The organism is Aidingimonas halophila, from assembly GCF_900106955.1.
In the GTDB taxonomy this organism is placed as follows: domain Bacteria; phylum Pseudomonadota; class Gammaproteobacteria; order Pseudomonadales; family Halomonadaceae; genus Aidingimonas; species Aidingimonas halophila.
On the sequence record NZ_FNNI01000004.1, the window covers coordinates 326,442 to 344,690 of the forward strand.

An 18,249-nucleotide genomic window follows, 5' to 3' on the forward strand; every position below is an offset into this window, starting at 1 on the left:
TGGAGCGGAACGTATTCGGAATCTCTTTTGCATAACAAATGTGTCAACGGGACCGCTTTGTTCCGCTGCCGCTCCACAAACCAGCCCGTTACGCCGGCGTTAGCCATGATGGAAATACAGATCGCTACTTCCGAAGATTGCCGAGCCATCGCTGAGTTGCACGTTCAAGTGTGGCAATACGCTTACCGTGACATTCTGCCGGAACAGTACCTTGCTTCCTTATCGGTGACGGAGCGCGAGGCTATGTGGCGGCGCGTGGTCGAGGGGCAGACGGCTCAATTGCTGGTAGCTCGTATTGCCGGTGGGGTTGTCGGTTTCGTTGCCTTTGGGACATCGCGTGACGAAGATGCGTCAACCGACCGAGCAGAGATTTGGGCCATTTATGTCAACGTTACATTTTGGTCTATGGGAGTAGGCCGTCACCTGTGGCTTCAAGCGCAACAGCGCATTTTGGCGGAAGAGTACAAGTCGGTCAGTCTATGGGTTCTCGCTGAGAACGAAAGAGCGTTGCGGTTTTATGAGCGTGCAGGGTTTGTGGTAGAGCCACAGTCCCGCAAGTCATTTGAGCTTGGTGGAACCACCGTCGAGGAGCTTCGCTATTCTCGTGGTGTTGGCTAACAAATGGCTGTTGTCGGACGCACCTACGCTGCGCTCCGGTACGCCGCAAAGCTAGAGCGTTAATTGGTAGAGACATGGAACCAGTCATCCAGGAAGAAATAAGCGGTTGTGGCATTGCGGCAAGTGCTGCTCTAGCAGGTATGAGCTATGCGGAGGCCAAGCGCAAGGCAAATGCACTGGGCATTTACGCCGCAGACACGGCACTCTGGTCGGAGACAGCGCACGTTCGGAAACTTCTACGGGAATTCGGTATCTCGGTGTCGCCGAAAGAAACACCATTCGAGTCTTGGGAGCGCCTTCCGGACAGGGCCCTAATGGCTATTAAATGGCGTATGGAACAGGGTAAGCCGTTCTGGCATTGGGTCGTGTTTGTGAGAGAGGGCGGCGAGGCAAAGGTGCTTGACTCCAAAAAGGCACTGAAATCAAACGTCCGCCGGGATTTCTGGCGCATCAAGCCGAAGTGGTACATTGAGGTATCCAATTAACAGGGCGTAGCAGTACGCGGCCGGTAGTCGCCGAACGCCCTCTCCGAGGCTCATTCGTCGCCACTCCAAGGTCGCCGCTGTGCTTCGACGTTATGCATTGAAGGTTGAGCACCAACCATGAACTGTATCTTTTGCGAAATAGCTGCCGGTAGAGCGCACTGTCACAAGATCTGGGAAGACGCCAGGCACATGGCCTTTCTGTCGATTTTTCCCAATACGCCTGGATTCTCGGTTGTCATTCCGAAACGGCATATCTCGAGTTATTTGTTCGTTCAGGATGATGATATTGTTTCGGATTTGGTGCTCGCAGCCAAGCAGGTGGCGCTTCTTCTCGATGAGGCCTTAGATGGCGTAGCTCGTACGGGAATGATCTTCGAGGGCTATGGGGTAGACCATCTTCACGTGAAGCTCTTTCCGATGCATGGCACCGGCAGCGGTTCAGAGTTCAAGCCAATTTCCTCAAGCGTGGACAAATACTTCAAGCGCTATGAGGGCTATATTTCATCGCATGATTACAGGCGTGCTGATGATGAGGATCTGGCGAAGCTCGCAGCATGCATCAGAGCGAAGTCCAATATATAACGAGGTCAAGCAGCAGCGTGCACTTCTTGCGCTGGCCCTCGCTATGCTCGGTCGCTCGTGTGGGAGCATAAGGTGCTGTCCTTCGAGCGTGAGGCATGGATTGATTGTGTCCTGGCAAGCGGGGAAGGAGCCGACCTGGATGGATACTGCAGCCGCCACTTTTCCGCAGACGTGTAACTGCACCGTATGACCCAACGCTGCAGATGACAAACCTACCTACGGCTTCGCCCGCTTGGACGGGTGGCGTTTCAAGCGCCTCATTCGTAGGTTGGCGCAGGCTTGCAACTGAGCTTCAGCATTAAGAGGCAAAGACTGTGGAAATCGTTCCTTTGGCTGATAAGAAGGAGTTCATTGCAGAGTTGGCGGAGCTTCACCATGCAGAGTGGACGCATTTGAACCCGTCGCTCACTTTGGAAGGGCGCGCCGAAGCAATTGCTGAGTCTGCAGGTCGAGAGGGTATCCCTTCAATCTTTATTGCAGTATCAGGAAGTCAGCTTGTTGGTTCGGCTGCGCTAGTACAGAGCGATATGGACACAAAGCCGGATTTATCCCCTTGGTTAGCAGCCGTTTATGTCAAAGAGGGCTTCCGGCATCAAGGGATAGCAACGGAATTGATTGCTCGGTGCGAAGATGAAGCAATTCGTTCACATGCTAATACCTGGTATCTCTACACCGAGTTCGCCTCACGTCTTTATGAGAAGCTCGGCTGGCGTCATATGGAGCGATGCGAATACAAGGGAGTGACGGTCGATGTCATGTGCAAGCAGATCGCCTCTTAACAAGCGCAGGCACAGCGACGGCCTTTTCGTTGTGGCTGCGCCTTTGCCATGGAAAAGGTACCGAAGCTTGGGTCAAGATCGCGAATTCTTTGACTGAATGAAAACGGCAACGGCAATCAGGACAAATCCGGCCACAAGCCCGAAATCCAGCCTCTCCGACAACAGCAATACGGAGCTTAACAAGCCAACCGCCGGTATCCCGAGAAAACTGACCGTGCTAGAAATTGCGGGCATGGTTCGGGCAATGTGCAACATACCCCAAAAGACGAAGGTCGTGGAAATAATACCGACATAGGTAGTCACCATCAGGCTTCGAATATCTAGGCCTTGAAGCAAAGAGACGTCACTGAAACCGATCGTCAGTGATGACAGCCCAAGAGTCGCAACCAGGAGTTGCCATGGCAGAAGCTGTAATGTCGACCACCCGGAAGGGTAGCGTCGCAGAAGGGCTATCTGAAATGCCCAGACAACGGCTGCAAGCAACAGTAAACCGTTACCAAGCAAGGCTTGTGTATTCGACAAAGTATGAGTGGACGGCAGAAACAGGAACGCCAAACCGGCAAGGCCGAAAACTAGACTTGCAATGACGGAGCGATCAAGTTTTTCATTCAGCCATACAACCGCCAGAGGTATCATCCAGATTGGACTAGTATAAGCCAGCAGTGCTGCGCGTCCGGCCGGGACCATGGTGACACCGATCGTGATCAACCAGAGGAATGCCCCCATTTGCAGGCAGGCCACCGAAATAATGGGAAACCAGTCCTCGCGCCCGGGGAAACGAAACTGACGAGTCATTTTTACCAGTACGAAAGCACTGATGGTGGCAAAGGCGAGACGCCATATCAAAAAGGCCTGAGGAGAAATGTTTTCAAGGGCCATTTTCATGAGTGGCCACGATAGTCCACCTCCGAGGATAACTCCGGCGAAGATGAAACCGGTCCCTCGGCCAATCAAGCGAGAAATTGAGCTGACCAACAGTTCGCTATGATTCATCATTTATTCCTTGGCGGTTCTTTAACTGTTCTACAAGGCTCGAAATAATTGCTGAAGAGCGGTGGGCGAGTAGTGGGAAAGTACCTGCGTCACCTACTTCAATTATTCAAAACTCTGTGTTCATTGCTATTATTGGATTCTGCAGGTCTCATTCTGCTCTGTAGTAAGCGCATATGGAAATCAACTGTTTTGATACACGGAGATCAGTAATAATGATGCGACTCGAGTTCCGACATCTTGAGACGGCCTATTGGACCTATAGGCTCGGTTCGTACGGTGCAGCCGCGGACAGGCTCAATACGACACAACCCAATATTTCCATGCGCATCGCAGAAATGGAGCAACGTATTGGCACGGTTGTATTCCAGCGGGGAAAGCGACCGGTTACGCTCACTGCTGCTGGTCGAGAATTGATCGGATACGCAGAGCGTATACTCGCCTTGCGCGATGAACTGTCATTATTTTTCGAGGATGGGGAAGAGGAAACCGGTCGAATTCGGGTAGGATGCACCGAAACTATAGCGCTTTGGTGGCTTGCTGATTTTACGGTAGATGTGCAACGCGTCATGCCGAATATCGAGCTCGATATCGACGTCGATATTACAGAGAAAACCTGGAAGAAATTGTGCAACGGCACAATAGATCTTGCTTTGGTTCCTGATGATCAACTTCAACAACGGGTTATCAGACACAGTCTTGGCCAGGCGTCTATTGCTTGGATGGCATCTTCCGAACTGGTGCAACGAATGTCGACATTAGATACCATGGATTTAATTCGGCGATCCATCCTGAGCCTGTCTCCCGGATCGCGTTTGTATGCCGATCAATTTCGCTGGCTTGATATGCAGAGCATTCGCCCTGATCGCCTGACTTACTGCAATACGATGAGTGTCACGTCGCGGTTGGTAAGCGAAGGCGCTGGTGTGGCATTGCTACCTCCGGACCTGTTTGCCGGCGACAGTCTGCTACAGGAGTTGGAAGTCCAGCCGGCATTTGATTCTCTGCCGTTTGTCGCTACCTATCTTTCTCCCGCCTTCTCTCCATCGGTCGAGCGGATAGCCAAGCTGGCAGTGGCTAATAGCGGATTTCATCCGGGCGATGTGCAGGCATAATACCTAGCCCGCATTGATAGCCCAGAGACTGATGTGACCGTTCTCCTTTGTAGTACCGGATCCAGTTGTTGATCACTGCTCTGGCTCGTCCCAGCGACTCGAGCCGATTCAGCCAGATACACACCTCCTTCAGGGCCGCGTAAAAGATATGCATAACGGATGCTTGAGCCGCTGAAGTCACCCCTTTGGAAGTGGCGACATGGTCACGCCATTCCGATTCAAAGTCCACAGAAGGGGCAAGGGGCGTGAACCTTTCGTATATCACATCCCTAATGTTCTTGGATTGTCATAAAAGTTTTTATTTAATTTTAAAACTGTAAGTTTAGTGCTAACTCAAATCAATCCCTGATGTGCAGCAGTGGCTATAGCTTGAGCCCGGTTGGTTACATCTAGTTTTCTATAGATGTTGCGGAGATGGAATTTTACCGTTCCTTCGGAGAGGCTGAGGATCATTCCAATTTCCCATACCGTTTTTCCTTCACTTGCCCACTTCAATACTTCTGATTCACGCAGTGACAGTGGTCGTATACTCTTATTCTTGTCCATGCCGTTCGTTGCCGTATGTAGTGCTGGCATGGCGTTGTAAAGGACCCAGCGTGCCGTCGGTTTCAGCACATTACTTTCGACACATAGGGAACAGACCGTCATTATTTCTGAGTTATCTTGATAAAATCTACACGCGAATCCGGTGTGCAGGCCATAGTGCGCGGCCGTTTCAAAAAAGGTAGCCGGGCAACAATCCTCAAAGTGTTTATACGCGTCCTCCCAGGAGTAAATATTTGAGGCTAAATATGCATACCGGATGACTGGATCGATCGTGCCGAAATCTTGTGCCAGATATGTTCGAACCCATTCTGGATGATAGTTGTGGTTAGCAATGTGCCTGATTGAAGAAGCGGGTGAGAGCCTGACCTGACAAAGAATGATGCCATCACAACAGATGACATCACGCAGCCAGCCAAGTGTGTCTGGAATGCCTCGATCAGGATATGCTAGGCAGCTTCTCATGTGCTCAATGAGGCCAACAAGGGGGGCTTGATCGATGTCATTGGGCATGGCTTTATCAACTCCCTCTGGCGTTCGAGAGCTATCTTAGTATAGCGCGCCCGTTTTTAATGTAAATGATAATCAGTAGTCTCCATGACTGTGTCGTACTAACATCGACCCGAGCTGCTAGTTACCTATAAATCAATCGTCTATGTGGCTGGCTCCCAGCCACCCTGTCCATCCGGTTAGTAGCCTGTCCTTTCGTTGAAGGCGAAGCTAATGCTGGATACGAGATATATGGGGGCAGTATGGCGATTGGTACCGAAACAGCGCAATTGCCTTGCTCGAGTCATGGTGATGTTACTGCAGTCACGCTGGATCGCCACGGTTACCGTCTTGAGTTCCCGTTGCGCGGCAGACGATTAGCCCAAGCGTTCGAACTTAGAGCCAAGGTCTTCTGTGGTGAGCTTGGATGGGTTGGTCATCCGGGGCAGTTGCAAGAGGTCGATGTTTTTGATGCCAGCGTCTGGCACCTTGGTGTTCTGGCGCAGAGTCAATTAGCCGCGTATCTACGAGTTCATCCATATGGAGCGCCTTGGATGATCAGTAGTGTCTTTGCTGACGTCGTACCACCAGACTGCGTCCTACGATGTCCTGGTGCCTGCGAAGTATCACGCCTGGTCGTAGCGCCTGCATTCCGGCGTACCGTCTTCTCGGATGGGCAGACTGCCGCCGGTTTGGTTTGCCAGCTATTGTATGCTCTCTGTGTACTCAACCAGATCGACACAGTGCACATGATCGTTACCCTCCGTGCACTTCGCGCCCTGAAGCTACAAGGCCTCCCTTGCCGGTCATGGCTACATCATTCATGTCAGTGTGATCGGGATGCGCCGGTTTTCGCTACTCTGAACTGGGAAGAATTTCGGTCGAGTACTGAGTCGCTCATTGCCAAACGACGCCCTGCGTTTCTGGCTACGGCGGAACAGGCTAGGTTCGCCATAGTGGAAAGCGGGCCGTGCTGAAGCGCTACGATGCTACAACAGCCTTTGGTAAGCGTCTATGAGTAGCGCAGTGGTAAGGAGCTTAAGAAGATCGTGGTCAAATCCACCACAGCCTAGTGCCGTCTGGTTATACACTTCTCTAAACCTTTTACGATCGATAAGTTCCCACTGAGCGAGCTGTCCCTCGAGGACCAGCGCTTCCAGATACGCTCTATTGTTCCATAATGCTTTCTGAAAAGCCCCTGTAACCGAGCCTTTCCTGCGTCGAAAAACGGCAGTTGTATTATAGTGTTTCGCGACTTTTTGCCGGAAAGGCAGGCGCGTGTGATTTTGATCATAAAGTGCGTCTGTAGGAAGCGATAGGGCGTAACGAAGCATTTCATCTTGAGTAAATGGCCTCAAATACTGCGCTCGCTCATCGCAGATGACACGATAGCTGTTCTCGCTGATAGCATCTTGCATCAATGCGCGCCTTAAAGATTCATTTCTCACCGCTGTAAGCGAGGGACGATCTTGATGGAAGTCCGTAATTACTTCCTTTCGGAGAAACTTATTAACCGGATTTGGAGATGTCTTCACCATTGCTCGCAACACCCGGATATAACTAACCGAGTACAATTGAGCGTAGTGGCTGAGTTTCCGGGCGAATACCGAAGGTTGTCTACGCAAGGTACCCCGTAGCGTTGCCACCGGCACAGGGTCGAGAAAGATATGGTCGCCACCATGGCCATCCAGGATCGTCACAGGCCGTGTCTTGGTTCGTATCGATAGTTCCTCCGCGAGCCGATAGATTACGGCCTGGAAGGCGAGTGCAGTCGAAGGAGCTGCAGGTAGAGGGCGCTGGATCGGACGAAAGAGCAAATCCTCCGAAAGCGTTAAAGAGAAGTGCTCGACCCCGAGTTCGTCGGCAATAGCCGAGGCAATCTTCGCGTCATCGTGCGCACTTCCGCCCGGGAAGTACCAAGTACAGGCCACAGGCTGCTCTACCCCGTATACCGCAGCAGCGGCAAAGAGCAAAGACGTCGAGTCACATCCGCCCGAGAACGAAACGCCGAAACGCTCTGTAAGTGACTCTCGTTGAAGCAATTCTTCAAGTATCGCTGCCGGATCTCCAGCGGCATTGCTGACGTCGTGCATTGAGTCTAATTTCGAGGCGATGTGGAGCGCTCCTCCACGCTGAAGGTGAGCCACTCCGCCGGCGGGGATGACATGCACATCTCGCCAAACTGAGAAACCCAGTGCACGGTCGTTATTCAGGTGTGCGACAATCTTCTCAGGTGCTGGTGTGTTAGTTCCTTTCTCAAGCACCTCCTCAAGTGTGCTTCCGACCAATACACTCGAAGACGCCGTTCGTAAATAGACCTCGCGGCAACTACCCAAGGGATTCCGTACCCTTATTTCGTCGCCTTCGGCTTCGACATACGGGGCGCGAGCCGTGCGACTTGGCGCCATCTCGCTGGATATGCTTTGCCCTTGCGCTGGTGTAATTGAGTTGTCATCGAGGCGTATCAACAGCGGGACACGCTCGATGAGGTGGTGCGCAACACATTCCGTGCAAGGGTTATTGCCGCCATCACGTAGCCCAACCGGTGAGTGCACCAAAGACATAAGCTTAGCTCCCTTGCGCTGCCAGAGTCGGCGTGTTGCACGGTCCGATATCAATGAGCTCATCGGCAAGCGCAAGCACCTGCTCACGGTGGCTTACTACGATCAGGGTCTCAACGCGTGCTCTTAGCGTCTGCATGAGCTGAATCTCGCGGACACTATCCAGCGCTGCTGTGGGTTCATCGAGTATCATGGTGCGTGTGCCGCGCAGTAGCGCTCTGCCAATGGCGATGCGCTGCTGCTCACCACCGGAAAGATTCCTTCCCTGTACGCCGACATTCCGATCCAGCACACCTTCGCCAGAGGTTTCACCGCCGATCCGTTCTAGATCCAGGAGTTCTACGAGTGCCAGCAGCTCCTGGTCAGGGACGGGCTGAGGGTGCGCGTAAAGTAAATTCTCGCGAACGCTACCGCTAAAGATCAGCGGCGCTTGGGGGACTACGCTCACTTCGCCAAGGATGTCCTCCGGAGAAAGTTGGCGAACACTGACACCGTGGAAAAGAATCTCGCCGGCCGCCTGAGGCTCGAGCCCCAGAAGGGTCCTCAACAGTGTGGACTTTCCGCTTCCGGATGGGCCGCGCACACCGTACATCTTGCCAGCCTGAATTTCCGCACTGAGCGGCATGGCGGAAGTGGCGTCATCGGCGCGTAGAGTAACGTAGCGTAGCGTGAATACAGGCTGTTGATGATCAAGAGTGATATCGGATGCGGCCTGGGGCTCGGTCGGCAGGTCGAGATACCTAAGGCCGTCACCGAGGGCGACGTAGTTCTTCTTGAGGTCGATCAGCGCCGCCGCGATCATGACGAACGGGGAGGTGAGTTGAACCACATAGTTAGTGATCATGATGAAATCGCCGACTTGATAGCGCTGGCGTAGCGTTTCGCTGACGGTATAGAGCGTGAACCCACCCAGCACGAGGCCCACAGCGAGAATTTGTCCACCCATCAAGCCGCTGAGCTTTGCATGGGTCCCGTATACCGTGTGGACGTAGGTGCGCAGATGCTGCTCGAGCGTGCGTTCTTCATGGCCAGCAGCGAGGTTGATCTTGATGTCGTACAGGGCTCGTAGGCGCTCCGCAAGGAATTCACTCAGTTGCGTATGCGTCTGATAGAAGTTCTTGTGGATGCGGGTTGTCATATCGGCAATTCGGTAGGTCAGTACGAAGAGCACAACGATGGCCAGGATGAAGGCGACGGCGAAGGTAAGGTTTATCACCTGCCAGAGAATACCGAAGACGAAGCAGAGCTGGATGATCACAGGCGTGATGGTCCAGAAAATGGCGTGGTTGATCAGGCCAAAACTGCTCATTGCGCGGTTCACATCCGCCATGACCACACCTGTATCGAGCTGATGCTGTGCTTGGTAAGGCAAGCGCAAGAGACGTCGCACAACACTCGAATAAACGGCCGCATCGCACCTGGCCATCACGTAGGAACTCGCGAGATTCTTTCCCCACTCCATCATGTTGCTCAACGTCCAGCCGACCGCATAGGCAGTAGCGAAGACGTAGATCATGCCCACTACCGCCTCACCCGACTCCTCTACTAAGAGGTTGGTCGTCTGCCGTAGCAAATAGGGAACCGCTGCACCCACTGCCGCTATGCTGATCATGAGCAGCAGTACCAGTATGAGGTGGACGAAAAATCGCGGATAGCGTGAGCGGACCAGCTCGAGCCCGCGCCGATAGGTCGTCACATAGGATAATGGATACGTAGCTTTCATAGCTGGCTCTTTGATCTAGATTTCAACGATCGGACACATTCTCTCGGGTAAGTTCGGGTCATCGCCTAGCACTTGTCCCCCGACTTCAACCCAAGCGTGTGATAAGAAATCGTACCGCTGAACTCCTATGCGGAACGTGGGACAGATACCGTGTGAAAGAAGTAGCCGTGACAGCGACATGGAATACTCCAGACACTCCACACGATAAGGTACCCAGAGTGCTACCTCTGCTATGGCTGCAGCAGCGCTCGCGCAAATTCGCTTGTGCTCACTGGATTCCGGCGGCAAATGTATCGAATCCGCGCGTGTCGCTTTTAATGCACGCAGGCTATTCATCGCGGTGTGAAATCCCCTCGTCGATAGCAAAGCCTTCGTCCAAAGCAAAGTCTGCAGTGCGCGAAGGCGTATCCCTCTAGCTGGGGCGGTCTGGTGGAATTGGCGAGCAAACCGCCACTCATAGTCGCCAATCCCATGCTCGCGTACGGACACTCTCCGGATCGCCTGCCGCTGGCTGGTGAGTTCGAGTATTCCCACGTCGAGCAGCGCCCGGACGACCTCTGCCTGTTCACCACCCTCTATTAGTGCCGATTCAAGTTCCAGGCTGGTCGGTGCCTCAAGGACTACGTAACGGTCTGCTCGCTCATCAAGGATGATGAATTCACCGTTAAGTAGGACGTAGTGAGCATATTGGCTAAACGTGGGATAAACCTCCATGGCATGGCTCCGTGGTTTGCTACGCAGAAGATGGCCGCACGCACAGGGCGGAACAGAGAGGTGATGATATGGCATGCCGCACTGGGTACGGCATGCCGACGGGGCATTCGCCCCTTAGGACCATGGAGCCCGGTAAACAGCATAGGTACCCTCAATAATGGCACCGCCGCCTGTCCCGCGGATTGCACTGCTCGCTGTGAAGGTAGACGTCTTTTGACGTAGCACGCTGGGAAGGTGCTTCTTCACGATATGTTGCTTCAACATGTCTATCTCCTTGTATGGCGTTGTTTCAATTCCGACGTCGGCACCTATGAGGTTATCGGGCATGGTCAGATTGCGCGCCTATCCATCCGGATAGTCATAGGCTGGCTTATCCCCGCCTTCGGGCAACACTTGCTCTATCCCTGTGATCCATGACACGTCTGCCACTTGCTAGCCTGCCAGCTAACAGCCAGTTATCGATATCAGCCATGGAGAAGAGGGATAGGCTTGATTTAGTGCCAGATAGTGAAGCGTGATTAGGTAGCGACTTGTGAATTATTAAACTTCTTCTGATCGGATATCGGTGAATGTGGAGCTTGTTTGTCCATCTTGTCGATCTGTACTTTGTCGCTGGGTATGACGTTATTGCCGGTTAACATTCCTTTGCTCTCCATCTTTCTTGGGTAGTCAGAAGCAGGCCAATCACAATCAGCGCTGCTCCGATAAAATCCGTAGTGCGTAATGACTCACCCAGTACCAGGTAAGCGAGCAGGACGCCAAAAAACGGATTGAGAAGGTGATAAGTCGATGCCGTTGCGGCTCCGCTGATTCGAATAAGCACCAGCCAGAGACTCATTCCACCGATGGTGACGACCATTACCAAATGCGCAACGGCAATCATCGTACTGGTGGAAGGCATGGCAAGCGGTTGTCCGAACGCTAAGGCTATGGGCAGGAGTACTGTGGTCCCGGCAATGGACTGCCAGAAATTGGCTTGCAAGACGGGAAGGCCTGTTCCTCGGCCGCGAAAGAACACGGTGCCACTCGCGAAGGCAAGCATGCCTGCTGTGGCCATCAGGACTCCCCAGATATCGATTGTTATGCCGCTAGCACCCCCTGAGATGACGACCACGCCAACCAAGCCTAGCGCCGCGCCGAGTAGCTTTATCGGCGAGAGTGGTTCTATACCCCACCATGCAGAAATTAATCCGGTAGCAAGCGGTGCGCAGCTCACAATAACGATAACGACCTGGGGTCGAACCGTTTGCAACGCAGCAAAGCTCAACCCAAGATAGAGTGCGTTGTTAAGAACGCCGAGCAGCAGGCCGTGCCTGATGGCGATGCGGTTATTTATGAATCCTCCGCTAATAAGGCAAACAGGAAGCATCAGTAGTGCGCTTAATAAGAACCGAATGGCTAGGAGAGTGAAAGGGTCGAAATCATCGAGCGCAACGGCTCCAGCAATGAATGCCGAACTCCAGATCATACTGAAAATAATGACTAAGCCGGCTAGCACAAGATTGTTCATTCAGCCTCCTACAAGCGGTAGCTTGCTTCCTGCCTATATCCTTTGGAGCACATGGTGGATGGGGGAGTGAAGGAATGGGAAATTAATTGTTTGATATTCATAATCAGTTAGGCTGATTTTGAACGTTGATGAGCTATATGATGGGCTCTACTCTCTGGACTCATTCGTCGCTGGAATCCCAAGTTGCGGATCTGCTGAACGAGCTGCTGACCTGGGGCGCCTCAGGTCAGTCAATACAGGACAAGTCTTTTCCTGTTGCGGCATGCCGCCCAGCAACTGGAGGACAGTGATGACAGCCATGAAAGGATGTAAAACGAAGGAGCTGGGTTCTTTACCAATCAGGTCATCGATAATTCGGTAATGATAGTGCGGAGTTTTATATGTTTGATTGTCAACCGTCATCCTTGGGCGATAGGCGTGTCACCCTTGAGCATCTGCGCGCTTTCGTACTTTTAGCCGAAGGCAAGGGATTTCAGCAGGCAGGTCTTCAGCTTTACCGCAGCCAGTCTGCTGTCACGCAAAGCTTAAAACGGCTGGAAGACATATTGGGGTGTAAGTTACTGGAACGTCGCCAAGGCCACATTATGGGCTTGACGGCAGACGGTGAACGATTTCTACCAGCCGCCAATGAGATTCTGACTCGAACGTCTGAGGCAGTGAGTGCCATGAAGCAACCGGAAATTGCCGGACGCTTGCTTATTGGCGTTCCGGATGACTTCAAGGTTGTGGATCTCCATGATGCCATTTCTCGGTGTGCTGAGCTGAACCGAAATCTGCGTCTAGAAGTCGTCTCTGCGCTTTCTTCGCAACTACTCTACCAGATTGACAATAGTGGACTTGACCTCGTCATCCTAAAGTGCCTGGAAGATTTTGTACCAAGCGATAAGCGCTGGAGGAGTCATCTGTTGCGGAGAGAACCGCTCCATTGGGTGGCTGCACAACGGCATGTTTTTGAAAGTATGTCTGAAGTACCACTCGTCATCTTTCCTGATGGGTGTTGCTATAGGAGTGCAGCGCTTTTGGCATTGGATCGCAATGGTAAGCATGGGTACGGTGCCTATGTAAGCGCATCGTATGAGAATATTCGTGCTGCCGTGTCGGCTGGCCTTGGTATCGGTGTTCTGCCCGCAAGTGCGCTTGCAAACGCACATATCATTCTAGGCAAGCAAGAGGGTTTTCCGGAATTACCCATGGTGGAACTCGTTATGATTCAAGCAACAGATAAGTACGCTACCAAGCAGTTGGCAGACTTTCTCTCTCATTCCGCAACTATGAATCCGCGAAACGTTAATGAATATAGTGATCATAATGTGTCAGCGGAATCCCCAAGTGCGGGCATTCTTGGCTGAGGTGAGGGTGTCAGTTACAGAGTTATGCTTGTCTTGGCAATATGAGTGAAGGTAGTCCGGGTTTGTCATTGCGCTTTCATCGATACAGAGTCAGGTTAATTCTTGAGTGGCCGGGCTGGTCGAGCGGTACCGCAGTCGGCACGCATTAGCCGAGCGTTCGAAAGTCGGGAGACGGTTCTGCAGGAGGTATGGGTGCCAGAGAAGTTCGTTTCGTTAGGTGGCAGGTCACTTTGGAGTCAGTCGATAGGTCCCGACCAGGGAGATACGATTCTTCTGGTGGCAGGCGCCAATGCATCAGCCTTGATGTGGCCGGATGAATTCGTCGATTTGCTCGTTTCCCAGGGATATCGCGTGATCCGATATGATCATCGCGATACGGGGCGCTCTACCGTCATGGCGTTTGATCAGAATCCCTATACCGTGGAGGACCTGGCGGCAGACGCTGTGTCGATTCTCGATGCCTGGGAAGTGGATAAGGCGCATTTCGTAGGCTTATCGATAGGCGTGACGTTAGGCCAAGTTCTTGCGCTGGATCATCCAGACCGATTAATGAGCCTGACGCTGATGTGTGGAGCGGCGCTTGATGTGGACTTCGTGGGCAATATTGCACGCGCCTTTTCAGGAGAGAGTTCGCCGGATGGTTTGCCCTTGCCCAATAAAGAGGTACTTGAAGCGCTTTCTGCGCGAGCCATACCCTCCGGGAGCATGGAAGAAGAGCTGGATCGTCGTGTTAACGAGTGGAGGCTCCTGTCAGGAGATCGACTTGAATTTGACGAGTCAGACTTCCGGCTGCGTGAGCAACGCTGTATCGATCACGCCGGGACATGGGCGCAGCCTGGGAATCACGCGATGGCAACGCCTGTATCACTCCGGCGGGGGCAAGAATTAAGCAAGGTGGGCGTTCCCGCCTTGGTGATTCAAGGTTCCGAGGACCCACTCAACCCACCACCCCATGGCAAGCACATCACAGACCTGCTGCCAAATGGCCGGCTGGTAGAAATTGACGGGCTCGGCCATTGCCTACCAAAGGCGTTGCTGCCGCGCATAGCCGATGAAATTACCAATCATGCTGCGGGTGTTATTAGTTAAAGCGCTCTAACCCGGATATTGCACCGGGCTACCTGGCCAGTTTCAGGAAGAGGTCTTGTTCCGGGTACTGACATGCTTGAACTCCGAGCCCTGGAATTTGTGTACCGTCATCGCGAACACGGTTTGCACCGCGTGCAGGCGAGAGGGCAGCACCCAGCGGATAGGCTTTTCCGGGTCGCTGGTGGGAAAGGCGACGCGTAACAGTGTTTTACCCGGCGTGCGCGGGTCGTGTACCGCTAGCGTGATGCCGATATTGCCGTTCATCAGTTTCAGGCCGTAGTCGTTTTGGGTGACGAGTACCGGGCGGCCTTCATACCAGCCTTTTCTTCCAGCGTGACATCACTCCCGTACAGCAGCTTTTCGCTGCGCAACGTTTTGGCGATGCTCAGGTTCTGGCTTTTTTCTACTCCCCAGGGACCTTTGCGCAGTGTGCATAGCAGTTGGAAATGGCTGTAGGCGCTGAGCATGTCTCTGGTTCCTTAGTATATGGATGGCCTTATGAATCCCTGGGTTCATTGCGTGCGGCTTATCAGTCATCTTCTCAAATACAAAAGAATCTAATATATTCAATGCAAGCACGGGGTTTTAAAGATACACCAACACGATCTGTGGGCATTAGTATGGCAATGAAAGATGATGTGGATCGCCAGATTATCGAAATTCTCAAAATAAACGCCAGAGAGAGGTTTTCTGACATTGCGCGCCGTGTCAATCGCTCAAGGACCGCAGTAGAAAAACGGATTGAGCGCTTAGAAGCGGATGGAATTATTCAAGGCTATAATGTTGTATTGTCCAGTGATACCGAGAGGTCAGAAAAGCTCGGTGGGTTTGTTATTATTACCCACGTAGATGGTGCGCAATGTGAAAATTTGTTAAATGATTTGTCGGTCTTCGGTATTATTAAACGGAGATGCTCAGTATATGGAGAAATGGATCTAGTTCTAGAGATAGAGTACAATACGCTCGAAGAAATGATGGAGCTAAAGTACTATCTTATGGAGCATGCCAATGTCAAGAGTGTATCTATTTTACCCGTAATCAAGGAGTGGGTGTGACCCCACTCCTAACTTCATTAATACACCCTGGCTTTTTTTGGTCTAGCTTTTAGGTAAAATGTCGATATAGAAAGAGCCAAGATAATAAGTGGGTAAATGATGTTGAAGCCTTGCAGGGTTACAATGGCTATGCAAACGAATATACCAAGAAAAGCAATCATTTTTTCTAGGAACTTCTCCGCCAGCTTGACCAAGACTAAGGCAGAAAGCCCATAGAGAATTATGAAGTTTTGCCCTGCTAACGACAAGAGATTGTCGACTCCCATGAATCCCAGCCAGTCTAAAATAACAACAAAGCTGAAGATGAAAATAATGCTAACAAGCGAATGATAGGGTTGCCCCTTTGTTAGCCTCAGTATAAAGGGTGGCGCAATTCCTTCTTGAGCTAGAGAATAAACCATTCTCGAGACTCCCCATCCAGCCGCGCTAAGATTCGCAAATATCAAGGTTATAGCGACAACTCCGACGACATTTTTTCCGTATGCGCCCAAATGGTTATTTATAATAGTTATAAATGGTGATTCATAGGCGTTACCGAGGTCGGCGCGTTGAACAACGTAAGCCATTACCAGATAGAGCACTACAGCAATAACGAACGAAAGCCACATTGCTAATGGAAGGTCTTTCTTAGGATTCTTAAACTCACCAGTAATATTTGCACCCACCTCCCAGCCGGTGAATGCAAAAAAAATCATAGGAACAGCGACCCAAATCATTTTCATTTCACTGAATGAGCTGGGTATCGCAAAAGAGTGTGTGGTGGGTTCGTTTGAAACGAGGAATAACGATAGAAGAGCCAGTCCAGTTAGGAAAACCACAAGCACCCAGGAAAGCCATTGGTTCAGCTTACCTGCCATCTCAACAGACTGTAGATTAAGTAAAAGCACTGCAGCAAGGATAAGTAGCGCGTACATGTGTGCCTGACCACCAAAGGTGTTGCTTGCATAGTATCCTCCAGTCAATGCAATCGCTGGTAACCCGAGTAGTACCGCTCCAAGGAACATCAACGAAGCAATTATGTAAGCAAACCTACCGTAGGCTTGTTGTACGTACGATGCTATCCCTCCCGGTCCGGGGTATCGGCACCCCAGAATGATGAAGATGATGAACAAAGGAGAAGCCAGGACAGCACAGAGAATCCAGGAGGTCATCGAGAGATCACCGATCTTTTGCACCGTCAGTCCTGGAAGCACCAATAATCCTGCCCCAAGAACGATATTTATGAAGAGTGCCGCTCCCCGCCATGCGGAGAGGGTTTTTTGTAATTCGGCCATTTGAATTTCTCCGTCCAGAATTTAGCTAAGCCAGTTAAGAACATCCCGAAAGTAAATCGTGTAGACGCACCCTTCATTTGAAGCCGTCGACTTATGCAACGTTCCGGCAGGAAGAACCACATACTCTCCAGGACCGCAGGTTACTTCTTTAGATTCGACACCAAAAGTGATGCTTCCTTGAATAATAATTAGAGTCTCATCTGTCTCATGTTTGTGCCAATTATGAATGTGTTTTGGACCGTCCCTCTGAAGTTCCACGCATCCTTGCTCAGGAAGAAGAGAAATCAACGTCGAAAGACTGATATTGTCAATTGATCCACTAATGAATTTTCTCACTGCTAGTCTCCCAAATTTTTAAAAGGACATTCTTTTGTCTTGTTTGTATCGTCTAAGAAATATTGTCGTGATTCTAAAACACCAGGCTCACCATAAATTCCTAAGTCAGGTGATAAAGGTGTTGTATCATACTTTTTAAGTATATGACGAACTTTTGAAAAAGCTTTTCTGGCTTGTTCTGGTGAACCAAGGATATTGTCGAAAACCCATCGTGGCTGAAAAGTAATCATGAAATGTGTTGAATACCGGCTATACCGCATAACATGCGATGGCGTATTACAAACAACGAAAATCGGTTCTCCTGCAAAACAAAATTCCCATTTTGGGTCGTCGGTTGCTTTCGGTATTTCAGCAGGCCATGGTTGAGAGTCGTTTTCGGTTAGCTCTTTAAGGGTGTCCCAAAAAATCCTGTGGTATTCATCTATTTCGAATCGTTGGTCGATATTCGTGAACAGGACCAAAGAAGTGTTATTTCCAAATCTTCGGGAGTTCTTTACATATTTCCGTAGCTGTTGGCATAGTAATGGCATGTCAATATAGCTATGAAATATAAATCGCAAATGATCTTCTTTAAAGCCATGTACGCCAAATACGCACGGAAAAGGCGATTCTTTGTTAGTCATTGTCTCTTCGAAATAATCAAAGGCTTTCCTCTGCCACGAAACTTTCTGGTAGCTCTCAGTGACTGAGCGTTTGTCATGTACGGCATGATCAGCATTTATTACATCCATTGTGTCCATCGTATCCATTTCCCTGCCGAAGTATTACGATTAAGCCAGTCATCTATATAATAGCTAACCAAAAAAACAATGAAATTTTTAAAGTGATAAATAAAAGTTTTATTTTCTGCTTTTTAGGAAGGAAAATGCCGCATGCATTGGTAATATTGAAAGTCTATGGTGTGTTTTTTACTAACTGTAGGGTCCCGAATGATCATCGTGATACGGGGCGCTCTACCTTCATGGCGTTTGACCAGGGTCCCTATACCGTGGAGGACCTGGCGGCAGACGCTGTGTCGATTCTCGATGCCAGGGAAT

20 protein-coding genes and 1 pseudogene are annotated in these 18,249 nt (G+C 51.1%); 10 read left to right on the top strand and 11 right to left on the bottom strand.

Annotation, left to right across the window (positions count from 1 at the left end; all coding sequences use genetic code 11):
- Window positions 1-105 precede the first annotated feature (105 nt).
- From BLW01_RS09715 to BLW01_RS09730, 4 genes are all read left to right on the top strand, one after another.
- Window positions 106-618 (top strand): GNAT family N-acetyltransferase, encoded by a 513-nt coding sequence (locus tag BLW01_RS09715; RefSeq protein ID WP_217635513.1) that lies wholly within the window; start codon window positions 106-108, stop codon window positions 616-618.
- 74 nt (window positions 619-692) lie between these two features.
- Window positions 693-1,103 (top strand): hypothetical protein, encoded by a 411-nt coding sequence (locus BLW01_RS09720; RefSeq protein WP_092569309.1) that lies wholly within the window; start codon window positions 693-695, stop codon window positions 1,101-1,103.
- A gap of 117 nt (window positions 1,104-1,220) precedes the next feature.
- Window positions 1,221-1,685, top strand: coding sequence for an HIT family protein (locus BLW01_RS09725; protein WP_092569310.1), 465 nt, complete (start codon window positions 1,221-1,223; stop codon window positions 1,683-1,685).
- A 314-nt stretch (window positions 1,686-1,999) separates the two neighbouring features.
- Window positions 2,000-2,464, top strand: coding sequence for a GNAT family N-acetyltransferase (locus tag BLW01_RS09730; RefSeq protein ID WP_092569311.1), 465 nt, complete (start codon window positions 2,000-2,002; stop codon window positions 2,462-2,464).
- Between the two features lie 72 nt (window positions 2,465-2,536).
- Here BLW01_RS09730 and BLW01_RS09735 read toward each other — a convergent pair whose 3' ends face one another.
- On the bottom strand, window positions 2,537-3,457 hold the full coding sequence (locus tag BLW01_RS09735; protein WP_175529811.1) for a DMT family transporter: 921 nt from the start codon (window positions 3,455-3,457) through the stop codon (window positions 2,537-2,539).
- A gap of 212 nt (window positions 3,458-3,669) precedes the next feature.
- On the opposite strand from BLW01_RS09735, the gene BLW01_RS09740 reads away from it, so the two are divergent.
- A complete protein-coding gene (locus BLW01_RS09740) occupies window positions 3,670-4,569 on the top strand; it encodes a LysR family transcriptional regulator (protein ID WP_175529812.1) in 900 nt (299 codons plus the stop codon).
- Here the strand turns inward: BLW01_RS09740 and BLW01_RS18985 are convergent.
- Window positions 4,532-4,723, bottom strand: coding sequence for an integrase core domain-containing protein (locus tag BLW01_RS18985; RefSeq protein ID WP_139243926.1), 192 nt, complete (start codon window positions 4,721-4,723; stop codon window positions 4,532-4,534). The genes BLW01_RS09740 and BLW01_RS18985 overlap by 38 nt on opposite strands.
- A gap of 179 nt (window positions 4,724-4,902) precedes the next feature.
- Window positions 4,903-5,625, bottom strand: a complete 723-nt coding sequence (locus tag BLW01_RS09745) for a helix-turn-helix transcriptional regulator (protein WP_092569314.1) — start codon at window positions 5,623-5,625, stop codon at window positions 4,903-4,905.
- 239 nt (window positions 5,626-5,864) lie between these two features.
- On the opposite strand from BLW01_RS09745, the gene BLW01_RS18990 reads away from it, so the two are divergent.
- Window positions 5,865-6,578, top strand: a complete 714-nt coding sequence (locus BLW01_RS18990) for an acyl-homoserine-lactone synthase (protein ID WP_092569315.1) — start codon at window positions 5,865-5,867, stop codon at window positions 6,576-6,578.
- A 12-nt stretch (window positions 6,579-6,590) separates the two neighbouring features.
- On the opposite strand, the gene BLW01_RS09755 is transcribed toward BLW01_RS18990, so the two are convergent.
- The 3 genes from BLW01_RS09755 to BLW01_RS18995 are packed head-to-tail and all read right to left on the bottom strand — an operon-like array spanning window position 6,591 to window position 10,374.
- Window positions 6,591-8,165, bottom strand: a complete 1,575-nt coding sequence (locus BLW01_RS09755) for an asparagine synthase-related protein (RefSeq protein WP_175529813.1) — start codon at window positions 8,163-8,165, stop codon at window positions 6,591-6,593.
- Window positions 8,166-8,169: 4 nt separating this feature from the next.
- Complete coding sequence (locus tag BLW01_RS09760; protein WP_092569317.1) at window positions 8,170-9,885, bottom strand: ATP-binding cassette domain-containing protein; 1,716 nt, start codon at window positions 9,883-9,885, stop codon at window positions 8,170-8,172.
- 15 nt (window positions 9,886-9,900) lie between these two features.
- Complete coding sequence (locus tag BLW01_RS18995) at window positions 9,901-10,374, bottom strand: lasso peptide biosynthesis B2 protein (protein ID WP_373294016.1); 474 nt, start codon at window positions 10,372-10,374, stop codon at window positions 9,901-9,903.
- Here BLW01_RS18995 and BLW01_RS18710 point away from each other — a divergent pair.
- Window positions 10,315-10,467 carry a hypothetical protein gene (locus BLW01_RS18710; protein ID WP_229806354.1) on the top strand — a complete coding sequence of 51 codons (153 nt, stop codon included), beginning with the start codon at window positions 10,315-10,317 and terminating at the stop codon, window positions 10,465-10,467. The genes BLW01_RS18995 and BLW01_RS18710 overlap by 60 nt on opposite strands.
- Window positions 10,468-11,233: 766 nt before the next feature.
- Here BLW01_RS18710 and BLW01_RS09775 read toward each other — a convergent pair.
- Window positions 11,234-12,109, bottom strand: coding sequence for a DMT family transporter (locus tag BLW01_RS09775; protein ID WP_092569320.1), 876 nt, complete (start codon window positions 12,107-12,109; stop codon window positions 11,234-11,236).
- 380 nt (window positions 12,110-12,489) lie between these two features.
- On the opposite strand from BLW01_RS09775, the gene BLW01_RS09780 reads away from it, so the two are divergent.
- The gene (locus BLW01_RS09780) at window positions 12,490-13,458 is read left to right on the top strand and encodes a LysR family transcriptional regulator (protein ID WP_092569321.1); all 969 of its coding nucleotides are present in this window, start codon (window positions 12,490-12,492) and stop codon (window positions 13,456-13,458) included.
- Between the two features lie 192 nt (window positions 13,459-13,650).
- Complete coding sequence (locus BLW01_RS09785; RefSeq protein ID WP_217635515.1) at window positions 13,651-14,547, top strand: alpha/beta fold hydrolase; 897 nt, start codon at window positions 13,651-13,653, stop codon at window positions 14,545-14,547.
- Between the two features lie 66 nt (window positions 14,548-14,613).
- On the opposite strand, the pseudogene BLW01_RS09790 reads toward BLW01_RS09785, so the two are convergent.
- Window positions 14,614-15,017: pseudogene (locus BLW01_RS09790) on the bottom strand (exodeoxyribonuclease V subunit alpha); the annotation flags it as partial.
- 156 nt (window positions 15,018-15,173) lie between these two features.
- Here BLW01_RS09790 and BLW01_RS09795 point away from each other — a divergent pair.
- Window positions 15,174-15,602 (top strand): Lrp/AsnC family transcriptional regulator, encoded by a 429-nt coding sequence (locus BLW01_RS09795; protein WP_092569389.1) that lies wholly within the window; start codon window positions 15,174-15,176, stop codon window positions 15,600-15,602.
- Between the two features lie 17 nt (window positions 15,603-15,619).
- Here the strand turns inward: BLW01_RS09795 and BLW01_RS09800 are convergent, their stop codons facing one another.
- Genes BLW01_RS09800 through BLW01_RS09810 form a run of 3 tightly spaced genes read right to left on the bottom strand, consistent with a single transcriptional unit; the run spans window position 15,620 to window position 17,952 of the window.
- Window positions 15,620-16,876, bottom strand: a complete 1,257-nt coding sequence (locus BLW01_RS09800; RefSeq protein ID WP_092569322.1) for an APC family permease — start codon at window positions 16,874-16,876, stop codon at window positions 15,620-15,622.
- A 21-nt stretch (window positions 16,877-16,897) separates the two neighbouring features.
- Window positions 16,898-17,212, bottom strand: a complete 315-nt coding sequence (locus tag BLW01_RS19000) for a cupin domain-containing protein (RefSeq protein WP_092569323.1) — start codon at window positions 17,210-17,212, stop codon at window positions 16,898-16,900.
- 2 nt (window positions 17,213-17,214) lie between these two features.
- Window positions 17,215-17,952, bottom strand: coding sequence for a YqcI/YcgG family protein (locus tag BLW01_RS09810; RefSeq protein WP_217635516.1), 738 nt, complete (start codon window positions 17,950-17,952; stop codon window positions 17,215-17,217).
- Between the last annotated feature and the right edge of the window lie 297 nt (window positions 17,953-18,249).

Bases quoted from the DNA above. Each gene is read 5' to 3' on its own strand.
- BLW01_RS18990 (WP_092569315.1), top strand. From the start codon at position 5,865: ATGGCGATTGGTACCGAAACAGCGCAATTGCCTTGCTCGAGTCATGGT.
- BLW01_RS09810 (WP_217635516.1), bottom strand. From the start codon at position 17,952: ATGGACACAATGGATGTAATAAATGCTGATCATGCCGTACATGACAAA.
- BLW01_RS09725 (WP_092569310.1), top strand. From the start codon at position 1,221: ATGAACTGTATCTTTTGCGAAATAGCTGCCGGTAGAGCGCACTGTCAC.
- BLW01_RS09795 (WP_092569389.1), top strand. From the start codon at position 15,174: ATGAAAGATGATGTGGATCGCCAGATTATCGAAATTCTCAAAATAAAC.
- BLW01_RS09740 (WP_175529812.1), top strand. From the start codon at position 3,670: ATGATGCGACTCGAGTTCCGACATCTTGAGACGGCCTATTGGACCTAT.
- BLW01_RS09780 (WP_092569321.1), top strand. From the start codon at position 12,490: ATGTTTGATTGTCAACCGTCATCCTTGGGCGATAGGCGTGTCACCCTT.
- BLW01_RS09755 (WP_175529813.1), bottom strand. From the start codon at position 8,165: ATGTCTTTGGTGCACTCACCGGTTGGGCTACGTGATGGCGGCAATAAC.
- BLW01_RS09745 (WP_092569314.1), bottom strand. From the start codon at position 5,625: ATGCCCAATGACATCGATCAAGCCCCCCTTGTTGGCCTCATTGAGCAC.
- BLW01_RS09775 (WP_092569320.1), bottom strand. From the start codon at position 12,109: ATGAACAATCTTGTGCTAGCCGGCTTAGTCATTATTTTCAGTATGATC.
- BLW01_RS09760 (WP_092569317.1), bottom strand. From the start codon at position 9,885: ATGAAAGCTACGTATCCATTATCCTATGTGACGACCTATCGGCGCGGG.
- BLW01_RS18985 (WP_139243926.1), bottom strand. From the start codon at position 4,723: ATGCATATCTTTTACGCGGCCCTGAAGGAGGTGTGTATCTGGCTGAAT.
- BLW01_RS09720 (WP_092569309.1), top strand. From the start codon at position 693: ATGGAACCAGTCATCCAGGAAGAAATAAGCGGTTGTGGCATTGCGGCA.
- BLW01_RS09800 (WP_092569322.1), bottom strand. From the start codon at position 16,876: ATGGCCGAATTACAAAAAACCCTCTCCGCATGGCGGGGAGCGGCACTC.
- BLW01_RS09735 (WP_175529811.1), bottom strand. From the start codon at position 3,457: ATGAATCATAGCGAACTGTTGGTCAGCTCAATTTCTCGCTTGATTGGC.
- BLW01_RS09715 (WP_217635513.1), top strand. From the start codon at position 106: ATGATGGAAATACAGATCGCTACTTCCGAAGATTGCCGAGCCATCGCT.